Annotated in this window: 14 protein-coding genes; 12 read left to right on the top strand and 2 right to left on the bottom strand. The window is 73.5% G+C overall.

Annotated elements, in window-relative coordinates:
- Window positions 1-41 precede the first annotated feature (41 nt).
- The 7 genes from pelF to ACI2L3_RS06985 all read left to right on the top strand — a co-directional run bounded on the left by pelF (window position 42) and on the right by ACI2L3_RS06985 (window position 7,175).
- Entirely contained in the window at window positions 42-1,547 is a 1,506-nt protein-coding gene (gene pelF / locus ACI2L3_RS07015) for a GT4 family glycosyltransferase PelF (protein WP_404751259.1), read from the top strand.
- Complete coding sequence (locus ACI2L3_RS07010; RefSeq protein WP_404751258.1) at window positions 1,544-2,959, top strand: hypothetical protein; 1,416 nt, start codon at window positions 1,544-1,546, stop codon at window positions 2,957-2,959. Before pelF ends, ACI2L3_RS07010 begins: the two co-directional genes overlap by 4 nt.
- Window positions 2,960-3,028: 69 nt before the next feature.
- Window positions 3,029-4,030, top strand: a complete 1,002-nt coding sequence (locus ACI2L3_RS07005) for an SDR family NAD(P)-dependent oxidoreductase (RefSeq protein ID WP_404751257.1) — start codon at window positions 3,029-3,031, stop codon at window positions 4,028-4,030.
- Window positions 4,031-4,077: 47 nt separating this feature from the next.
- Entirely contained in the window at window positions 4,078-4,791 is a 714-nt protein-coding gene (locus ACI2L3_RS07000; protein WP_404751256.1) for an NDP-sugar synthase, read from the top strand.
- A 7-nt stretch (window positions 4,792-4,798) separates the two neighbouring features.
- On the top strand, window positions 4,799-5,725 hold the full coding sequence (locus ACI2L3_RS06995; RefSeq protein WP_404751255.1) for an NAD-dependent epimerase/dehydratase family protein: 927 nt from the start codon (window positions 4,799-4,801) through the stop codon (window positions 5,723-5,725).
- On the top strand, window positions 5,722-6,384 hold the full coding sequence (locus ACI2L3_RS06990; RefSeq protein ID WP_404751254.1) for a spherulation-specific family 4 protein: 663 nt from the start codon (window positions 5,722-5,724) through the stop codon (window positions 6,382-6,384). The genes ACI2L3_RS06995 and ACI2L3_RS06990 overlap by 4 nt, the downstream gene beginning before the upstream one ends.
- Window positions 6,342-7,175, top strand: coding sequence for an endo alpha-1,4 polygalactosaminidase (locus ACI2L3_RS06985; RefSeq protein WP_404751253.1), 834 nt, complete (start codon window positions 6,342-6,344; stop codon window positions 7,173-7,175). The genes ACI2L3_RS06990 and ACI2L3_RS06985 overlap by 43 nt, the downstream gene beginning before the upstream one ends.
- An 86-nt stretch (window positions 7,176-7,261) precedes the next feature.
- Here the strand turns inward: ACI2L3_RS06985 and hemE are convergent, their stop codons facing one another.
- Window positions 7,262-8,335: a uroporphyrinogen decarboxylase gene (hemE, locus tag ACI2L3_RS06980; RefSeq protein ID WP_404751252.1), complete on the bottom strand. Its 1,074-nt coding sequence runs from the start codon at window positions 8,333-8,335 to the stop codon at window positions 7,262-7,264.
- Window positions 8,336-8,420: 85 nt separating this feature from the next.
- On the opposite strand from hemE, the gene ACI2L3_RS06975 reads away from it, so the two are divergent.
- The 5 genes from ACI2L3_RS06975 (at window position 8,421) to ACI2L3_RS06955 (ending at window position 15,266) form a co-directional block, all read left to right on the top strand.
- Window positions 8,421-9,080 (top strand): DUF3000 domain-containing protein, encoded by a 660-nt coding sequence (locus ACI2L3_RS06975; protein ID WP_404751251.1) that lies wholly within the window; start codon window positions 8,421-8,423, stop codon window positions 9,078-9,080.
- Between the two features lie 293 nt (window positions 9,081-9,373).
- A complete protein-coding gene (locus tag ACI2L3_RS06970; RefSeq protein ID WP_016643199.1) occupies window positions 9,374-10,036 on the top strand; it encodes a response regulator transcription factor in 663 nt (220 codons plus the stop codon).
- 78 nt (window positions 10,037-10,114) lie between these two features.
- The gene (locus tag ACI2L3_RS06965; RefSeq protein ID WP_404751250.1) at window positions 10,115-11,392 is read left to right on the top strand and encodes an HRDC domain-containing protein; all 1,278 of its coding nucleotides are present in this window, start codon (window positions 10,115-10,117) and stop codon (window positions 11,390-11,392) included.
- Between the two features lie 518 nt (window positions 11,393-11,910).
- Window positions 11,911-13,137, top strand: coding sequence for an acetyl-CoA C-acyltransferase (locus tag ACI2L3_RS06960; RefSeq protein WP_219687605.1), 1,227 nt, complete (start codon window positions 11,911-11,913; stop codon window positions 13,135-13,137).
- Entirely contained in the window at window positions 13,134-15,266 is a 2,133-nt protein-coding gene (locus tag ACI2L3_RS06955; protein ID WP_404751249.1) for a 3-hydroxyacyl-CoA dehydrogenase NAD-binding domain-containing protein, read from the top strand. Before ACI2L3_RS06960 ends, ACI2L3_RS06955 begins: the two co-directional genes overlap by 4 nt.
- An 87-nt stretch (window positions 15,267-15,353) precedes the next feature.
- Here the strand turns inward: ACI2L3_RS06955 and ACI2L3_RS06950 are convergent, their stop codons facing one another.
- Window positions 15,354-16,424, bottom strand: a complete 1,071-nt coding sequence (locus ACI2L3_RS06950) for a hypothetical protein (protein ID WP_404751248.1) — start codon at window positions 16,422-16,424, stop codon at window positions 15,354-15,356.
- Window positions 16,425-16,450: the final 26 nt, after the last annotated feature.

Below are 16,450 nucleotides of genomic sequence, written 5' to 3'. Positions count from 1 at the left end.
GCGCCCCCGCGCCGCTCGCATCCCACCCGCGGAGCCCCAACATGCCCCACTCGCCCATACCCGTGCCGCTCCCGGCACCCCCACCCGGCCCACTGTCCGCACGCCCCCGCGTCACCCTGCTGACCGAAGGCACCTACCCGCACAGCCACGGCGGCGTCAGCGTCTGGTGCGACCAGCTCGTGCGCGGCATGCCCGACGTGGACTTCGGCGTGCTCGCCGTCACCGGCACCGGTGCCGAGGAGCTCGTATGGGAGCTGCCGCCGCACGTCGACGAGCCCGTGTGCCTGCCCATGTGGGGTCCGCCGCCGGCCGGCGCCGTCCCGCGCGGCCGCCGCCGGCGCCAACTCCTCGCCTCCTACGAGCGGTTCCTCACCGCCCTGCTCGACCCGGCCGCCGAGGACGGCTTCGCGCCCGCCCTGCACGACCTCGCCCGGCACGCCCGCGACGGCGCCCTGAGCCCGGCCCTGCGCTCCGACCGCGCGGTGCGGGTCCTGTCCTCCGTGTGGAACACGCCCGGGCTCGCCACCGCCGGCGCCCGCCCGACGATGCACGACGCCGTCACCGCGACGGGTCTGCTCGAACACGCCCTGCGCCCGCTCGCCGCCCGGCCGCCCGAGCACGGCGTCAGCCACGCGGTCAGCGGCGGCATCGCGGCGCTGCCAGGCCTGATAGCCCGTCAACTGCACGGTGTGCCGTTGCTCTTGACCGAACACGGCGTCTATCTGCGTGAGCGCTACCTCGGCTACCGCACCGGTCCGTACAGCTGGCCGGTCAAGGCCGTGCTGCTCGGCTTCTTCCGGCTGCTCGCCGAGGAGACGTACCGCAGCGCCGCCCTCATCACCCCCGGCAACCGCTACAACCGCCTCTGGGAGGAGCGCGGCGGCGCCGACCCCGCCCTCATCCGCACCGTCTACAACGGCGTGGACCCCACGGCGTTCCCGCCCGCGGGCCCCGAACCGGCGACCCCCACCCTCAGCTGGGCGGGCCGGGTCGACCCGATCAAGGACCTGGAGACGCTGATACGTTGCTTCGCCCGGGTCCGCCAGGAGGTGCCGGACGCGAGGCTCCGCCTGTTCGGCGGCACACCGCGCGGCGGCGAGGCCTACCGCGAGCGCTGCGAGGCGCTCGCCGCCGAGCTCGGACACGGTGACGCGGTGGTCTTCGAGGGCCGCGTCGAACACATCAAGGACGCCTACGCGGCGGGCAGCGTCGTCATGCTGTCCAGCATCAGCGAGGGCTTCCCCTTCACCCTCATCGAGGCGATGTCCTGCGGCCGGGCCACGGTCTCCACGGACGTCGGCGGGGTGCGGGAGGCGGTGGGGCCGACCGGGCTCGTGGTGCCGCCGCGCGCGCCGGACGCCATGGCGCGGGCCGTGCTCGAACTGCTCCGCGACCCGGGGCGCCGCGCGGCGATGGGCGAGGCGGCACGGCTCCGCGTGATCGAGCAGTTCACGCTCCGCCAGACGGTGGACGCCTTCCGCTCGATATACGAGGAGCTCGCCGCGCCCCGCGTGCGGCCCGCCGCCCGGAGCGAGGTGGCGGGATGAGCGGCCCCCTCCACCTGCACCCGCGCGCACCCGAGCCCCACAGCGCCGACGACACCCTCGCCCTGCGCCTGGCCCGCCCGCCACGCCCCGCCGCGGGCGAAGGGCGGTCACGGCTGCGCTCGCGCGGTGCGCTCCGCCCCGCCAGGGCCGACGACCCCGTCGACCTGCTCGCCGCCGAGCTCGCGGAGGACGCGGGGGCGGCCGTGCACCCCTACGAGGTCGCGGCGCTCCTGGAGTCCCAGGGCATGACCGGCGACCGGATCCAGGAGACGTACGGACACCCCGATCTGTTCTCGCTGGCCGACGACGTCTTCCAGCGGGTGCCGCGCAGCCGTCCGCGGCCGCCGGCGCCGCCGGACATGTGGCGCCCCGACCATCTGCGCTGTGCGCTGCGCGGCCTGCTCTTCGCGCTGCCCGGCGCGGCGTACCTGCTGGTCGCGGGCGACTGGCAGACGGGCGCCGGGCTGCGCGGGCTCATCGCCGCCGCCCTGGTGTCCTGGGCCTGGTCGCAGGCGCTGAGCCACCGGGCGTACGTGCGGCTCGCCGCCGGGCGGCACGGGGCCGGGCGCACGCTGCTGGCCGGCGCGCCCGCGGGTGCCGTGGCCGCCTCCGGGGCGGGGCTGCTCGCCGCGGGGCCCGGGGCCGCCGCGCTGTTCGCCGTCGGGCAGTCCTGCTATCTGGCGGCGGCCGGGGTGCTGCTGGTGCTCGGCCGCGAGAAAGTGCTGGCCGCCGCGCTGCTCCCGGTGGCGGCGGGCGCCGCGGCGCTGCCGTGGTGGGAGCCTCCGGGCTTGCTGCGCACCGGGCTGCCGCTGCTCACCGTCCTGCTCGCGGTGGCCGCCGCGGGCCACGCGCTGCGTGCGGCGCTGCGGGCCGCCCCGGCGCAGGGGCCCGGGCCGAGTGCGGCGGTTTCGGTCCCGTACGGCCTGTTCGGTCTCGCGGCCGGCCTGCTCACTCTGATGGCGGGACGCCAGGAGCCGTACGCCGTCGTGGCGTTGACACTGAGCATGGGGCCCGCCGAGTGGCTCCTGTACCGCTTCCGCGGGCTCGCCGTGACCGCCCTGCACGCCTCGGCCACGCCGCGAGGATTCCGGCTGCGCGTCTCGCGGGCGCTGGCCGTGTGCGGCACGGCCCATCTCGTCCCGCTCGCCCTGGGCGCCGTGCTCGTCGGCGCCGACATGACGCAACTCCTGCTGCTCGGCGCGGTGCTGTGGCTCGCCCTGCTGCTTCAGGCGTTCGGCGTGGGCTGGCCGTCCGCCGTGCCCTGCCTGGCCGCAGCGGCCACCGCCACGGCACTGCCCCTGACCGGTGCCCTGTCCGCGCCCACCGCCCTGCTCACCGGCTGCACGGCCGCCGCCCTCGCGCTCGCGGCCGTCGCCGTCCACCACCTGGGCAGGCCGACGGCGCACGCCTGAAACCCCTGCCCCCGCGCACCACCCCTCACCGCACCACCGCTCCACGCCGTCCCCGCACCAGGAGGAACCATGACATCCGCACCACTCGTCGCCGTCACCGGAGCCGAGGGCTTCATCGGCTCGCACCTCACCGAGGCCCTGGTCGCCGCGGGGCACCGGGTCCGCGCGATGGCGCAGTACAACTCCTTCTCCTCCTACGGCTGGCTGGAGACCCTCAGCCCTGACGTGCTCGCCGAGGTGGACATCGTCCTCGGCGACGTCCGCGACCCCGGCTCGGTGCGCGGCCTCGTCGAAGGCGCCGAGGCGGTCTACCACCTGGCCGCCCTCATCGCGATCCCCTACTCGTACCAGGCCCCGCACAGCTACGTGGACACGAACGTGACGGGCACCCTCAACGTCCTCGAAGCCGTCCGCCACCTGGAGATCCCCCGCCTGGTGCACACCTCCACCAGCGAGACGTACGGCACCGCGCAGACCGTGCCGATCACCGAGGACCACCCCATCAACACCCAGTCCCCGTACGCCGCTTCGAAGGCGGGCGGCGACCGGCTGGCCGACAGCTACCACGCGAGCTTCGAGACCCCCGTGGTCACCCTGCGCCCCTTCAACACCTTCGGCCCTCGCCAGTCGATGCGTGCCGTCATCCCCACCGTCATCGGCCAGGTCGCCGCCGGATCACGCGAGATCACCCTCGGCGACCTGCGGCCGACCCGCGACTTCACCTTCGTCGCGGACACCGCGCAGGCCTTCCTCGCCGTCGGCACCGCGCCCGCCGAGGCCGTCGTCGGCCGCACCTTCAACGCGGGCACCGGCGGCGAGATCTCGGTGGGCGACCTGGTGCGGCTCATCGGCAAGGTGATGGAGGCCGACCTCGACGTGCGCGAGGACAAGCGGCGCATCCGGCCCGCCGCCTCCGAGGTGATGCGCCTGGTCGCCGACGCGTCCCGGCTGCGCGCGGCCACCGGCTGGGCGCCCGGCCACGACCTGGAGCAGGGCCTGGCCCGCACCGTCGACTTCTTCCGCGACCCGGCCAACCTGGCCCGCTACAAGACCGACATCTACAACATCTGACGCCCCGACACCTCGCCACCCCCCTCCTTACACAAGGGAGTTCTGCCATGCACGCAGTCATCCTCGCCGGCGGCAAGGGCGTCCGGCTCCGCCCGTACACCACCGCGCTGCCCAAGCCGCTCGTCCCGATCGGCGACCAGCACGCCATCCTGGAGATCGTGCTGCGCCAGCTGGCGACCGCCGGCTTCACCAGCTGCACCATCGCCATCGGCCACCTCGGCCACATCATCCGCGCCTACGTCGGCAACGGCTCCCGCTGGGGCCTGCGCGTCGGCTACTCCACCGAGGACAGCCCGCTCGGCACCATGGGCCCGCTCCTGACGATGATGGACCGGCTGCCCGAGCACTTCCTCGTGATGAACGGCGACGTCCTCACCGACCTCGACTACGCGGACGTCCTCACCACCCACAGCGGCTCGGGGGCGCCGCTGACCATAGCGACGTACGCGCGCGAGGTGCGCATCGACTTCGGCGTGCTCACCACCGAATCGCAGCGCGTGGTCGCGTTCACCGAGAAGCCGAGCATCGACTACCGCGTCTCGATGGGCGTGTACGGCGTGTCGCGCGACACCCTCGCCTCCTACACGCCGGGCCTGCCGCTCGGCTTCGACGAGCTCGTGCTCGACCTCCTCAAGTCCGAGACGCCGCCGCACGCCTACGAGTTCGACGGCTACTGGCTCGACATCGGCCGCCCGGACGACTACGACCGCGCGAACGCGGAGTTCACCACGCACCGCTCGCTGCTCCTCAAGGGAGCGTGACGCGGCCGTGCGCATCCTCGTCCTGGGCTCCACCGGATACCTGGGCGGACACATCACGGAGCGGCTGCGCGCCCTGCCGGGCGCGCGGCTGCTCCGCGGCGGCCGCGCCCCCGTGGACGACCTCCGGATCGACCTCGCCACCGTCACCCCCGGCGTGCTCGCCGAACAGCTGGCGCGGGCCGAGCCCGACGCCGTCGTCAACTGCGCGGGCGCGGTCGGCGGCAGCACGGTGACCCTCGCCGAGGTCAACGCCCGCGGCCCCGCCGTGCTCTGCGACGCCCTGGGCGCGGCCGCGCCGACGGCCCGCCTGGTGCACCTCGGCTCGGCGGCCGAGTACGGGCCGACCGGCGTCGGCGAGCGGACCCCGGAGACCGCCCCCGCCCGCCCGGTAGCGCCGTACGGGGCCACGAAGCTCGCCGGCACGCTGGCCGTCGTCGGCGCCGGGCTCGACGCGACGGTGCTGCGGGTGACGAACCCGGTGGGTCCCGGGGCGTCCCCGGCCGGTCTGCCGGGCCGGCTCACCGCCGAGCTGGCCCGTGCGGTCGCCCGGACCCCGCACGGCACGGTCCGGGTCGGCGACCTCTCCGCGCACCGGGACTTCGTCGACACCCGCGATGTGGCGCGGGCCGTGGCGCTTGCGCTCACCCTGCCCGGACGGCTGCCGCGGCTGCTCAACATCGGCAGCGGCCGGGCGGTGCCCGCACGCGACCTGGCGCACGGGCTGGTCGGCGCGGCGGGCTTCACCGGGCGCGTCGAGGAGGCCCTCGGCAAGGTGGGGCGCTCGACGGCGGTGCCCTGGCAGTGCGCCGACGTCACCGCCGCGGAACGGGAGCTGGGCTGGCGGCCGCGGTTCACGCTGCGGGAGTCGCTCGCCGCGCTCTGGGCGGCGGACGGCGCCCCGCACCCCGTGCCGGCCGCCGGAGAGCCTCGATGACGCTGCTGGTGCCGCTGTACGTCCACCCGGTCGTGGACCCCGCGGCCTGGCGGGCGCTCGTGGCGGCCGCGCCCCGGCTGTACGGCGTCGTCCTGAACGCCGCCGACGGCCCGGGCACGGCCCCCGACCCGGCCTTCGCCGACGCCGCGCGGGAGCTGCGCGCGGCGGGGGTGCGGGTCCTCGGGTACGTCGACACGGCGTACGGGGAGCGGCCCCTGGACGCCGTCACCGACGACCTGGAGCGGCACCGCGCCTGGTACGAGGTGGACGGCTGCTTCTTCGACCGGGTCACCTCCGGCCGCCGCGAGCTGCGGCAGTGCCGGCGGTTCGTCCGCTCGGCGCGCGGCCGGGGCGCGCGGACGGTGGTGCTCAACCCGGGCGTGCACCCGGCGCCCGGGTACGCCCGCGCCGCCGACCTGCTCGTCACCTTCGAGGGCCACTGGTCGACGTATCTGCGCTCGTTCGAAGCCCCGCCCTGGACGGCCCGGCACTCCCCCGAGCACTTCTGCCACCTCGTCTACGGCGTGCCGCCCGCGCTGTCCCGCCTCGCCGCGCGCACCGCCGCGCGGCGCGGCGCCGGGGTGCACTGCGCGGTGCCGGGCGCGGGCCCCAACCCATGGATGGAGCCGCCCTCCGACGGGACCGAGGACGCGCCGTGACGCACGGCCGCCGCCTGCTGCCGCTCCTGGTGGCCGTCCTGCTCCTCGCCGGCTGCACGTCGGCGGCACGGCAGGACGGCGACGACTCCCCCGAACCCTGGCGGCCGCGGCCGGGCACCACCTGGCAGTGGCAGCTCGACGGCCGCGTCGACCCGCGCGTGGACGTGCCGGTCTACGACATCGACGGGTTCGAGAACCAGCGGTCCGACGTGGCACGGCTGCACCGCGCGGGGCGCCACGTCATCTGTTACGTCAACGCCGGTGCCTGGGAGTCGTTCCGTCCGGACAGCGGCGACTTCCCGGCCGCCGTGCTCGGCCGCCCCAACGGCTGGAAAGGGGAACGCTGGCTCGACATCCGGCGTCTCGACGTACTCGAACCGCTCCTCGCGGCGCGCTTCGACATGTGCCGCCGCAAGGGGTTCGACGCCGTCGAGCCGGACCTCCTCGACGGCTACCTCAACCGCACCGGTTTCCCGCTGACCGCCCGCCACCAGCTGGCCTTCAACCGGCTGGTCGCCCGCCTCGCGCACGACCGCGGCCTGTCCGTCGGCCTGAAGAACGACCTGCCGCAGATTCCCCAGCTGGTCGACGACTTCGACTTCGCCGTCAACGAGGAGTGCGCGCAGTACGGGGAATGCGCCTCGCTCACCCCGTTCGTCGAGGCGGGGAAGGCGGTGCTGCACGTCGAGTACGCGGTGCCGAACGAGAAGTTCTGCGGTCAGGCCCGCCGCCTCGGCCTCTCCTCCATGCGCAAGAGGCTGAACCTGGACGAGTGGCGCAGACCCTGCTGAACGCGTACGGAAGAGGGCCCCTGCCCGACCGGACAGGGACCCTTTTCAGACATCTTTCAGACGTTCGCCGTCCGGACCGAATCCGTTCAGACGGCCGTGCGCGTGTGCACGTACTCCACGAGGCGGGTCAGCGCCTCGGGGTCCGTGGTCGGCAGGACGCCGTGCCCGAGGTTGAAGATGTGGCCCTCCAGGCCCTTCGCGGCGGCGAGCACCTCGTCGGTCTTCGCCTCCACGGCCTCACGGGTGGAGAAGAGGACGGCCGGGTCGAGGTTGCCCTGGATCGCCTTGCCGGGGCCGACGCGGCGCGCGGCCTCGTCCACCGGCACCCGCCAGTCGGCGCCGACGACGTCCGCGCCCGCCTCGCCCATCGCCCCGAGCAGCTCGCCCGTGCCGACGCCGAAGTGGATGCGGGGCACGCCGTACGAGGCGACGGCGTCGAAGACCTTCGCCGACGCGGGCATCACCGAGCGGCGGTAGTCGGCGGGCGACAGGGCGCCCACCCACGAGTCGAAGAGCTGCACGGCGCTGGCGCCCGCCTCGATCTGCACCTTCAGGAAGGCGCTCGTGATCTCCGCGAGCCGGTCGAGGAGGTCGGCCCAGAGCTGCGGGTCGCCGTACATGAGCGCCTTGGTGTGCTCGTGGTTGCGGCTCGGACCGCCCTCCACGAGGTAACTCGCGAGGGTGAAAGGCGCGCCCGCGAAGCCGATGAGCGGCGTCGGGCCGAGCTCGGCCGTCAGCATTCCGATCGCCTCGGTGACGTAGTGGACGTCGTCGGGCGTGAGGTCCCGCAGCTGCGCGAGGTCGGCGCGCGAGCGGATGGGGTTCTCGACGACGGGTCCGACGCCCGGCTTGATGTCGAGGTCGACGCCGATCGCCTTGAGCGGGACGACGATGTCGCTGAAGTAGATCGCCGCGTCGACGCGGTGGCGGCGCACGGGCTGCAGCGTGATCTCGGTGACGAGGTCGGGGCGCATGCAGGACTCCAGCATGGCCGTGCCCTCGCGCACCTTGCGGTACTCGGGAAGTGAGCGCCCCGCCTGCCGCATGAACCAGACCGGCGTGTGCGGCACGGCCTCGCGCCTGCACGCCTTCATGAACGGGGAGTCGTACGTCGCTGCGTTCTGCCGGCCCTCGGGGCGACGGCTGTCATTGGCACTCACGCGGAAAGTCTCGCACGTTGACCGGGAACCCCCTCACGGGTGTCTCTCCCTGCGCGAAGGCGCCGTTCCCCTTAACCTTCCCCGCATGGCTGCGGCTCAGGGACAACGGTCGGACGGCGCTGGCGAGATGGAGAGTTCGGAGGGGAAGGTGGCGGATTCGGCTCCGTTGCCCTTCCGCGCGGCGGTCGACGCGCTGCGGGAGGCACGGCTGCGGCCGGAGATCGAGATCGACCCGACGCGGCCGCCGCAGCGGCTCGCGCCCTACGCGTACGCGTTGGAGGCGGCGGTCGTGGACGGCGATGAGGACCTCGCGGACGGGCGGCTCGTCCTTCTCCACGACCCGTCCGGGCACGACGCGTGGCAGGGCACCTTCCGGCTCGTCACGCTCGTACGGGCGGAGCTCGAACCGGAGATGGCGGCGGATCCGCTGCTGCCCGAGGTGTGCTGGTCGTGGCTGACCGGGGCGCTGCAGGCGCGGGGGCTCACGGCGGGCGAGGCGAGCGGCACGGTGACGCGCGCGGGCTCGCACTACTTCGGGGGCCTCTCCGAGCGCCCCCCTGCCTCGCAGATCGAGATCCGGGCGTCGTGGACCCCGCGGGAGGGCACCGGCGGGGTGCCGGACACGGCGGCGCACCTCGCGGCCTGGTGCGATCTGCTCTGCCAGGTCGCGGGGCTGCCGCCCGCCGGGGCGGGGGACGGGTCCGTGGTGTCGCTGCCGCAACGGCGCGGCCCGCTCTCCCCTTGACCGACGGTTTGACCGACGGCCGAACGCTTTCCGCACCGCCGAACGCCCATTCCCCCCGCGGCCCCGCGCCGCGGGGGTTTGCGTTGCCGGGGTCACCCAGAAGGGGGCGCGTTCGGTTTGATCTTCGGATGATCGAGCGCATGTCCGAATTGCCCGAATTATTGCTCACCAAATCGTGATCATCCCCTAAAGGCGGCAGGGATTGGTGCCGAAGAGGTTTGTGACCTTGAAAGCACGGATTCGTCCCGGCTTACTCCCCGAGCCGGCCCCGTCCCGCCACCCCAGGAGGCCTGGTGTCCGTTCTCCTCGAGCAGCCCGCAAGCCTGGTCGCCTACCGCCCGAACAAGCCGACCGCCATGGTCGTCGTGGCCGACCCCCGCGTCCGTTCCACCGTCACCCGCCACCTGTGGGCGCTCGGCGTACGCGACGTGATCGAAGCCTCGTCCATCGCGGAGGCTCGTCCCCGCATCGGCAACCCCCGGGACATCTGCGTCGCAGACGTCCACCTCCCCGACGGCTCCGGCCTGACGCTCCTCTCCGAAACCCGTGCCGCGGGCTGGCCCAACGGCCTCGCCCTCTCCGCCGCCGACGACATCGGCGCCGTGCGCAACGCCCTCGCGGGCGGCGTCAAGGGCTACGTCGTCACCGGCACCCGTACGAACGTCGGACTCCCCACCCGCCCCGGCGCGGCCCCCATCGGCTCGGCCGCCGCCCGTATGCACCGCCGCCCTCCGGGCACCCCGAGCCACCCCGGCGGCTACCGCGAGCTGTCCGGCCGTGAGGTCGAGGTGCTCCGCCTGGTCGCGGAGGGCCAGTCCAACAAGGCCATCGGCGTCTCGATGGGCCTGTCCGCCCTGACCGTGAAGAGCCACCTCGCCCGGATCGCCCGCAAGCTCGGCACGGGTGACCGGGCCGGGATGGTGGCGGTCGCCCTGCGCACCGGCATCATCCACTGACTGATTTACACCCCTCGCGCGCCCGTCGACGGAACGTTCCGTCGACGGGCGCTGTCCATACACAGATACCCTTGACAGGTGACCGACGCCCAAGAGACCGCAGCAGACAGCTCACTGCGAACCACCGGAGGCGGCCCTCCGGACGACGACGGCCTCGCACCCGAAGGGCTGCCGATCCCCCTGCTGGAGCCGCGTGACGGCATCCCGCCGGTGGTCGAGGACGAGGAGACCCTCGCCGCGACCGTCGCCGCCTTCGCCGCGGGCACCGGACCCGTCGCCGTCGACGCCGAGCGCGCGTCCGGCTACCGGTACGGCCAGCGGGCCTATCTCGTCCAGCTCCGCCGCGAGGGAGCGGGCACCGCGCTCGTCGACCCCGTCGCCTGCCCCGACCTCTCCGGCCTCGGCGAGGCCCTCGGCGACACCGAGTGGGTGCTGCACGCCGCCACCCAGGACCTGCCGTGCCTGCGGGAGATAGGCATGATCCCGTCGAGCCTCTTCGACACGGAGCTCGCGGGCCGGCTCGCCGGGTTCCCGCGGGTCGGCCTCGGCGCGATGGTCGAGAGCGTGCTCGGTTACGTCCTGGAGAAGGGCCACTCCGCCGTCGACTGGTCGACACGGCCGCTCCCCGAGCCCTGGCTGCGGTACGCGGCGCTCGACGTGGAGCTCCTCGTCGACCTCCGCGACGCCCTGGAGAAGGAGCTCGACCGGCAGGGCAAGCTGGAGTGGGCCCGCGAGGAGTTCGACGCCATCGCCTCCGCACCGCCCGCACCGCCCCGCAAGGACCCCTGGCGCCGCACGTCCGGCATGCACAAGGTGCGCCGACGCCGCCAGATGGCGGTCGTACGGGAACTCTGGACCGCACGCGACAAGGTGGCCCAGCGGCGCGACGTGTCACCGGGCAAGGTGCTCAGCGACGGAGCGATCGTCGAAGCGGCGCTCGGGCTGCCGCCCAACGTGCACGCGCTCGCGGGCCTGACCGGCTTCGGGCACCGCATGGGGCGGCGCCAGCTGGAGCAGTGGCAGGCCGCGGTCGACCGCGCGAAGGCGCTGCCCGACTCCGAGCTGCCGCAGCCCGGTCAGACGGTGAGCGGTCCGCCGCCGCCGCGCTCCTGGGCCGACCGGGACCCCGCCGCGGCGGCGCGCCTCTCCGCCGCCCGCGCGGCGATCTCCACCCTCGCCGAGCAGCTGAACATGCCCCAGGAGAACCTGATCACTCCGGACACGGTCCGGCGCGTCTGCTGGGAGCCTCCGGCCCAGGTGAACGAGGACACCGTGGCGGCGGCCCTCGCCGGCTACGGCGCGAGGCGCTGGCAGATCACCCAGGTGACCCCGGCCCTGGTCACCGCCCTGTCCTGAGCCCCCGCCCCTCCTCGCCCCACCCACCCACTCACCCCACCGCACGGCGGACGGGGCGGGTGGGTGCTTGCGTTCGCCTGCGGGCCACCTGCCCTGCCCCTGTCCCGCCGCTGCGCGGCGGATACCTCCCACCCGCCCACCCGTTTGCCCCGCACCGCGAGGCTCGGTAGGAGCAGGTCCGCCGCTGCGCGGCGGAATGTCCCCACCCGCCCACCCGTTTGCCCCGCACCGAGTGGGCGAGGTAGGGGCCGGATGGGGCGCGCGCCCCATCCGGCCGCCGCGGCCACTGGGCGGTGCGGGGTGCACGGGTGGGTGGGTGGGAGGTATCCGCCGCGGAGCGGCGGGTCTGCTCCTGCCGGACCGGTACGTGCGGGACGCGCAGGCAGACGTACAAGAGGCCCGCGGCCAAGTGTGACCTTCGCAACCCCGAGACCGCCCTTGGCCGCATAGTTACCGACAAGTAGGGTGGAGTAGGAAACGCGCCGCGCAGGCGCCCCGCACCCTGGAGGAGAGCCATCGTGCCTCGTACCGTCAGGGACGTCGTCTTCGTGGACGGCGTCCGCACCCCGTTCGGCAAGGCGGGTCCGAAGGGCATCTACCACGAGACCCGTGCCGATGACCTCGTCGTGAAGGCCATCCGGGAGCTGCTGCGCCGCAACCCGGACCTCGACCCCGCCAAGATCGACGAGGTCGCCATCGCGGCGACCACGCAGATCGGCGACCAGGGCCTGACGATCGGCCGCACCGCCGGCATCCTCGCCGGGCTGCCGCAGTCCGTGCCCGGCTACTCCATCGACCGCATGTGCGCGGGCGCCCTGACCGCCGTGACCTCGGTCGCGGGCAGCGTCGCCTTCGGTGCGTACGACATCGCCGTCGCCGGCGGTGTCGAGCACATGGGCCGCCACCCCATGGGCGAGGGCGTCGACCCGAACCCGCGGTTCGTGAGCGAGAAGCTCGTCGACGAGTCGGCCCTGTTCATGGGCATGACCGCGGAGAACCTGCACGACCGCTACCCGAGCATCACCAAGCTGCGCGCCGACGAATACGCCGTGCGCTCGCAGGAGAAGGCCGCCAAGGCGTACGCCGACGGCAAGATCCAGGCCGACCTGGTGCCGATCTCCGTACGCCGGACGAACGCGGAGGCCGGTGAGACAGGCTGGGGCCTCGCCACCGCCGACGAGCCGATGCGCCCGGGGACCACCCTGGAGAACCTCGCGGGCCTGAAGACGCCGTTCCGTACGCACGGCCGCGTCACCGCGGGCAACGCCGCCGGTCTCAACGACGGCGCCACCGCCTCCCTCATCGCGTCCGAGGAGTTCGCGCGGGAGAACGGGCTGCCCGTCAAGATGCGGCTCGTGTCCTACGCCTTCGCAGGTGTCGAGCCCGAGGTCATGGGCTACGGCCCGATCCCGGCCACGGAGAAGGCCCTCGCCAAGGCGGGCCTCTCCATCTCCGACATGGGTCTCTTCGAGATCAACGAGGCCTTCGCCGTGCAGGTGCTCGCCTTCCTCGAGCACTACGGCATCGCGGACGACGACGCCCGCGTCAACCAGTACGGCGGCGCCATCGCGTTCGGCCACCCGCTCGCCTCCTCCGGCGTACGCCTGATGACGCAGCTGGCGCGGCAGTTCGAGGAGCAGCCCGAGGTGCGTTACGGCCTCACGACCATGTGCGTCGGCTTCGGCATGGGCGCGACGGTCATCTGGGAGAACCCGAACCACAAGGACGCCGGAGGCGACAAGTGAGCACCACGACCACTGAGCTTCTGAAGGGTGCGGCCGAGCTGTTCCCGAACGAGGTCGTCACGCAGGCGCACGTACGCCACCTCGACCTGCCGCAGGGTGCGGGCCGCTTCGCGCTCATCACCCTCGACAACGGCTTCGACCACACCAAGCCGACCACCTTCGGCCCGCAGTCCCTCGCCAACCTGAACACGGCGATCGACCAGGTCGAGAAGGAGGCGGCCGAGGGCGCGATCGTCGGCGTCGGCATCACCGGCAAGCCGTTCATCTTCGCCGTCGGCGCCGACCTCAAGGGCGTCGAGCTGCTGAAGAAGCACGACGACGCGCTCGCCATCGGCAAGGGCGGCCACGAGGTCTTCAAGCGGCTCTCCGGGCTCGCCGTGCCGACCTTCGCGTACTACAACGGCGCCGCGATGGGCGGCGGCGTCGAGGTCGGTCTGCACTGCTCCTACCGCACCGTCTCCAAGGCGCTGCCCGCCTTCTCGCTGCCCGAGGTCTTCCTCGGCCTGGTCCCGGGCTGGGGCGGCTGCGCGCTGCTCCCGAACCTGATCGGCGCCGACAAGGCCGTCTCGGTCATCATCGAGAACTCGCTGAACCAGAACCGTCAGCTCAAGGGCAAGCAGGTCTTCGAGCTCGGCATCGCCGACGCGCTCTTCGAGGGCGCGGACTTCCTGGAGCAGTCGCTGATCTGGACGGCCTCCGTCCTCAACGGTTCGGTCGAGGTGGTCCGCCCCGAGATCGACCGCGGCGACGGCTGGGACGCGGCCGTCGCCCGCGGCCGCGCCATCGCCGACTCCAAGGTGCACGGCGCCGCTCCGGCCGCCTACCGCGCCCTGGAGATCATCGCGGCCGCCAAGGACGGCGACCTGCAGCAGGGCTTCGACGCCGAGGACACCGCGCTCGCCGACCTCATCATGGGCGGTGAACTGCGCGCGGGCATCTACTCGTTCAACCTCGTGCAGAAGCGCGCCAAGCGCCCCGCGGGCGCCCCGGACAAGAACCTGGCGCGCCCGGTCACCAAGGTCGGCGTCGTCGGCGCCGGTCTGATGGCCTCGCAGCTCGCGCTGCTCTTCCTGCGCCGCCTGGAGGTGCCGGTCGTGCTGACCGACATCGACCAGGAGCGCGTCGACAAGGGCGTGTCGTACGTCAAGGAGGAGATCGACAAGCTGCTCCTCAAGGGCCGCGTCAACCAGGACAAGGCGAACCGCCTGAAGGCGCTCGTCTCCGGTGTCCTGGACAAGGCCGAGGGCTTCTCCGACGCCGACTTCATCATCGAGGCCGTCTTCGAGGAGATCGGCGTCAAGCAGCAGGTGTTCGCCGAGGTCGAGGCGGTCGCCCCGGCGCACGCGATCCTCGCCACCAACACCTCCTCGCTGTCGGTCACCGAGATGGCGTCGAAGCTGAAGCACCCCGAGCGGGTCGTCGGTTTCCACTTCTTCAACCCGGTCGCGATCCTGCCGCTCCTGGAGATCGTGCGCGGCGAGCGCACGGACGACGCGTCGCTGGCCACGGCCTTCGGTGTCGCCAAGAAGCTGAAGAAGACCGCGGTGCTCGTGAAGGACGCCCCGGCGTTCGTCGTGAACCGCATCCTCACCCGCTTCATGGGCGAGATCCAGAACGTCATCGACGAGGGCACCCCGGTCGCCGTCGCCGAGAAGGCCGTCGAGCCGCTCGGTCTGCCGATGTCGCCGCTGGTCCTCCTGGAGCTGGTCGGTCCGGCCATCGGCCTGCACGTCTCCGAGACCCTGAACCGCGCCTTCCCGGAGCGCTTCACCGTCTCGCCGAACCTCGCGGCCGTCGTCAAGGCGGGCAAGCGCGGCTTCTACGTGTACGACAGCGGGAAGCCGGAGCTCGACCCCGAGGTCGCCGCGCTCCTCAAGCAGGGCGACAAGGTCCTGACCGAGGAGCAGGTGCGGGACCGCGTGCTCGACGCGGTGGCGCAGGAGATCGGGCTCATGCTCGACGAGGGCGTCGTCGCCGAGGCGCAGGACATCGACCTCTGCCTGATCACCGGTGCGGGCTGGCCCTTCCACCTGGGCGGCATCACGCCGTACCTGGACCGTGAGGGCGTCAGCGAGCGCGTGAACGGGAAGCGGTTCCTGGCGCAGGGCGTGGCGAGCGTCCCGGCGTAACGCATAACGCGTAACGCATACAGCAACGAAGGTGGGCCGTACGGGAGTTGTTCCGTACGGCCCACCGCCGTTGCTGCTATACCCGGCTCACACCCGCGTCCACGCCGCCAGCGCCAGGCCCGGCTCCGCCTTCTGGCGCGCGATCCGCAGCGTGCCGTCGAGGCCGATCGCCGCCATGACCACGCGGCCGCGCGCGTCGAGCGCCAACGCCGGGGCGCCCAGGCACGGTTCGCCGGTCTCGGCCCACCACAGGCCAGCACCCTCGTCCTCCGTGGGGAACGCGGCGAGCGCGGGGCGGCCGGTGGTCGTGCGGTGGGCCAGGACCGTGCAGTCGTGGCCGTCTATGGTCGCCCGGAGCGCCGCCGTGGGGCCGGGGCCGGGGGTGCCGCCGAGGGGCAGTGCCGGGCCGCCGCTCTCCGGGCGGTGCGCGAGGACGCCTTCGCCGAGCGCGTCGGCCGCGTAGTACGTCAGACGGTCGGGCGCGGTCTCCAGGACGGTGCCGGAGCCGGGCGCGGGGACGAGCGGGACGTCCTCGGCACGCTCCAGCTCGCCGCCCTGCTTCTCCTGGGCCCAGCGCAGGGTGGCCTTGCCCGCGGGGGCGAGGACCTCGATGCGGCCCGTCGTCGTGGCGAGCGCGACCGTCCCGTCCAGGGTGTCGCGGACCTTGAGGTCCTTCCACCCCTCCCACTTGCCGCCCTTGCCCTCGCGGCGCATCCGTACGCTGCCCACCGCGTCCCGCACGAAGACGTGGACGGTGCCCGCCGCGTCCACCGCGGCGGCGGGCGCGCCGAGGTGCGGGGCGCGCTCGACGAGCTTGGTGTGCGGGTTGCCGAGCGAGCGCCAGTCCATGAGCGGGCGGCCCGACTGGTACTGGATGGAGTGCACGATGTCGACGACGGCCTTGCCGTCGTCGCCGGGCCGCTCCCGCTTCCCCACGAAGTGCACGTATCCGTCGACGCCCTGGGCGAGGGTGAGATAGGTGAGGTCGGGCGCCTCGAAGAAGTCGGGGCCGCTCCACTCCGGTCCGCCGGACCTCGTCTCCGTCCAGCGCAGGAGGCCGCCCTCGGCGCGGGCGTAGGCGGTGAGGCGGCCGTCGTGGCCGCGCAGCAGCCACCGGGCGGTCTCCGGGGCACCGGTGCTGGTGGACCTCGACGGCATGACTCGGCGCCAACCCTTCCACTTCA

The sequence above is a fragment of the Streptomyces sp. NPDC029674 genome, from assembly GCF_044903205.1.
GTDB lineage: Bacteria > Actinomycetota > Actinomycetes > Streptomycetales > Streptomycetaceae > Streptomyces.
The sequence above is the reverse complement of the archived record's forward strand: the minus strand, read 5'-3'. Positions and strand labels throughout refer to the sequence as shown.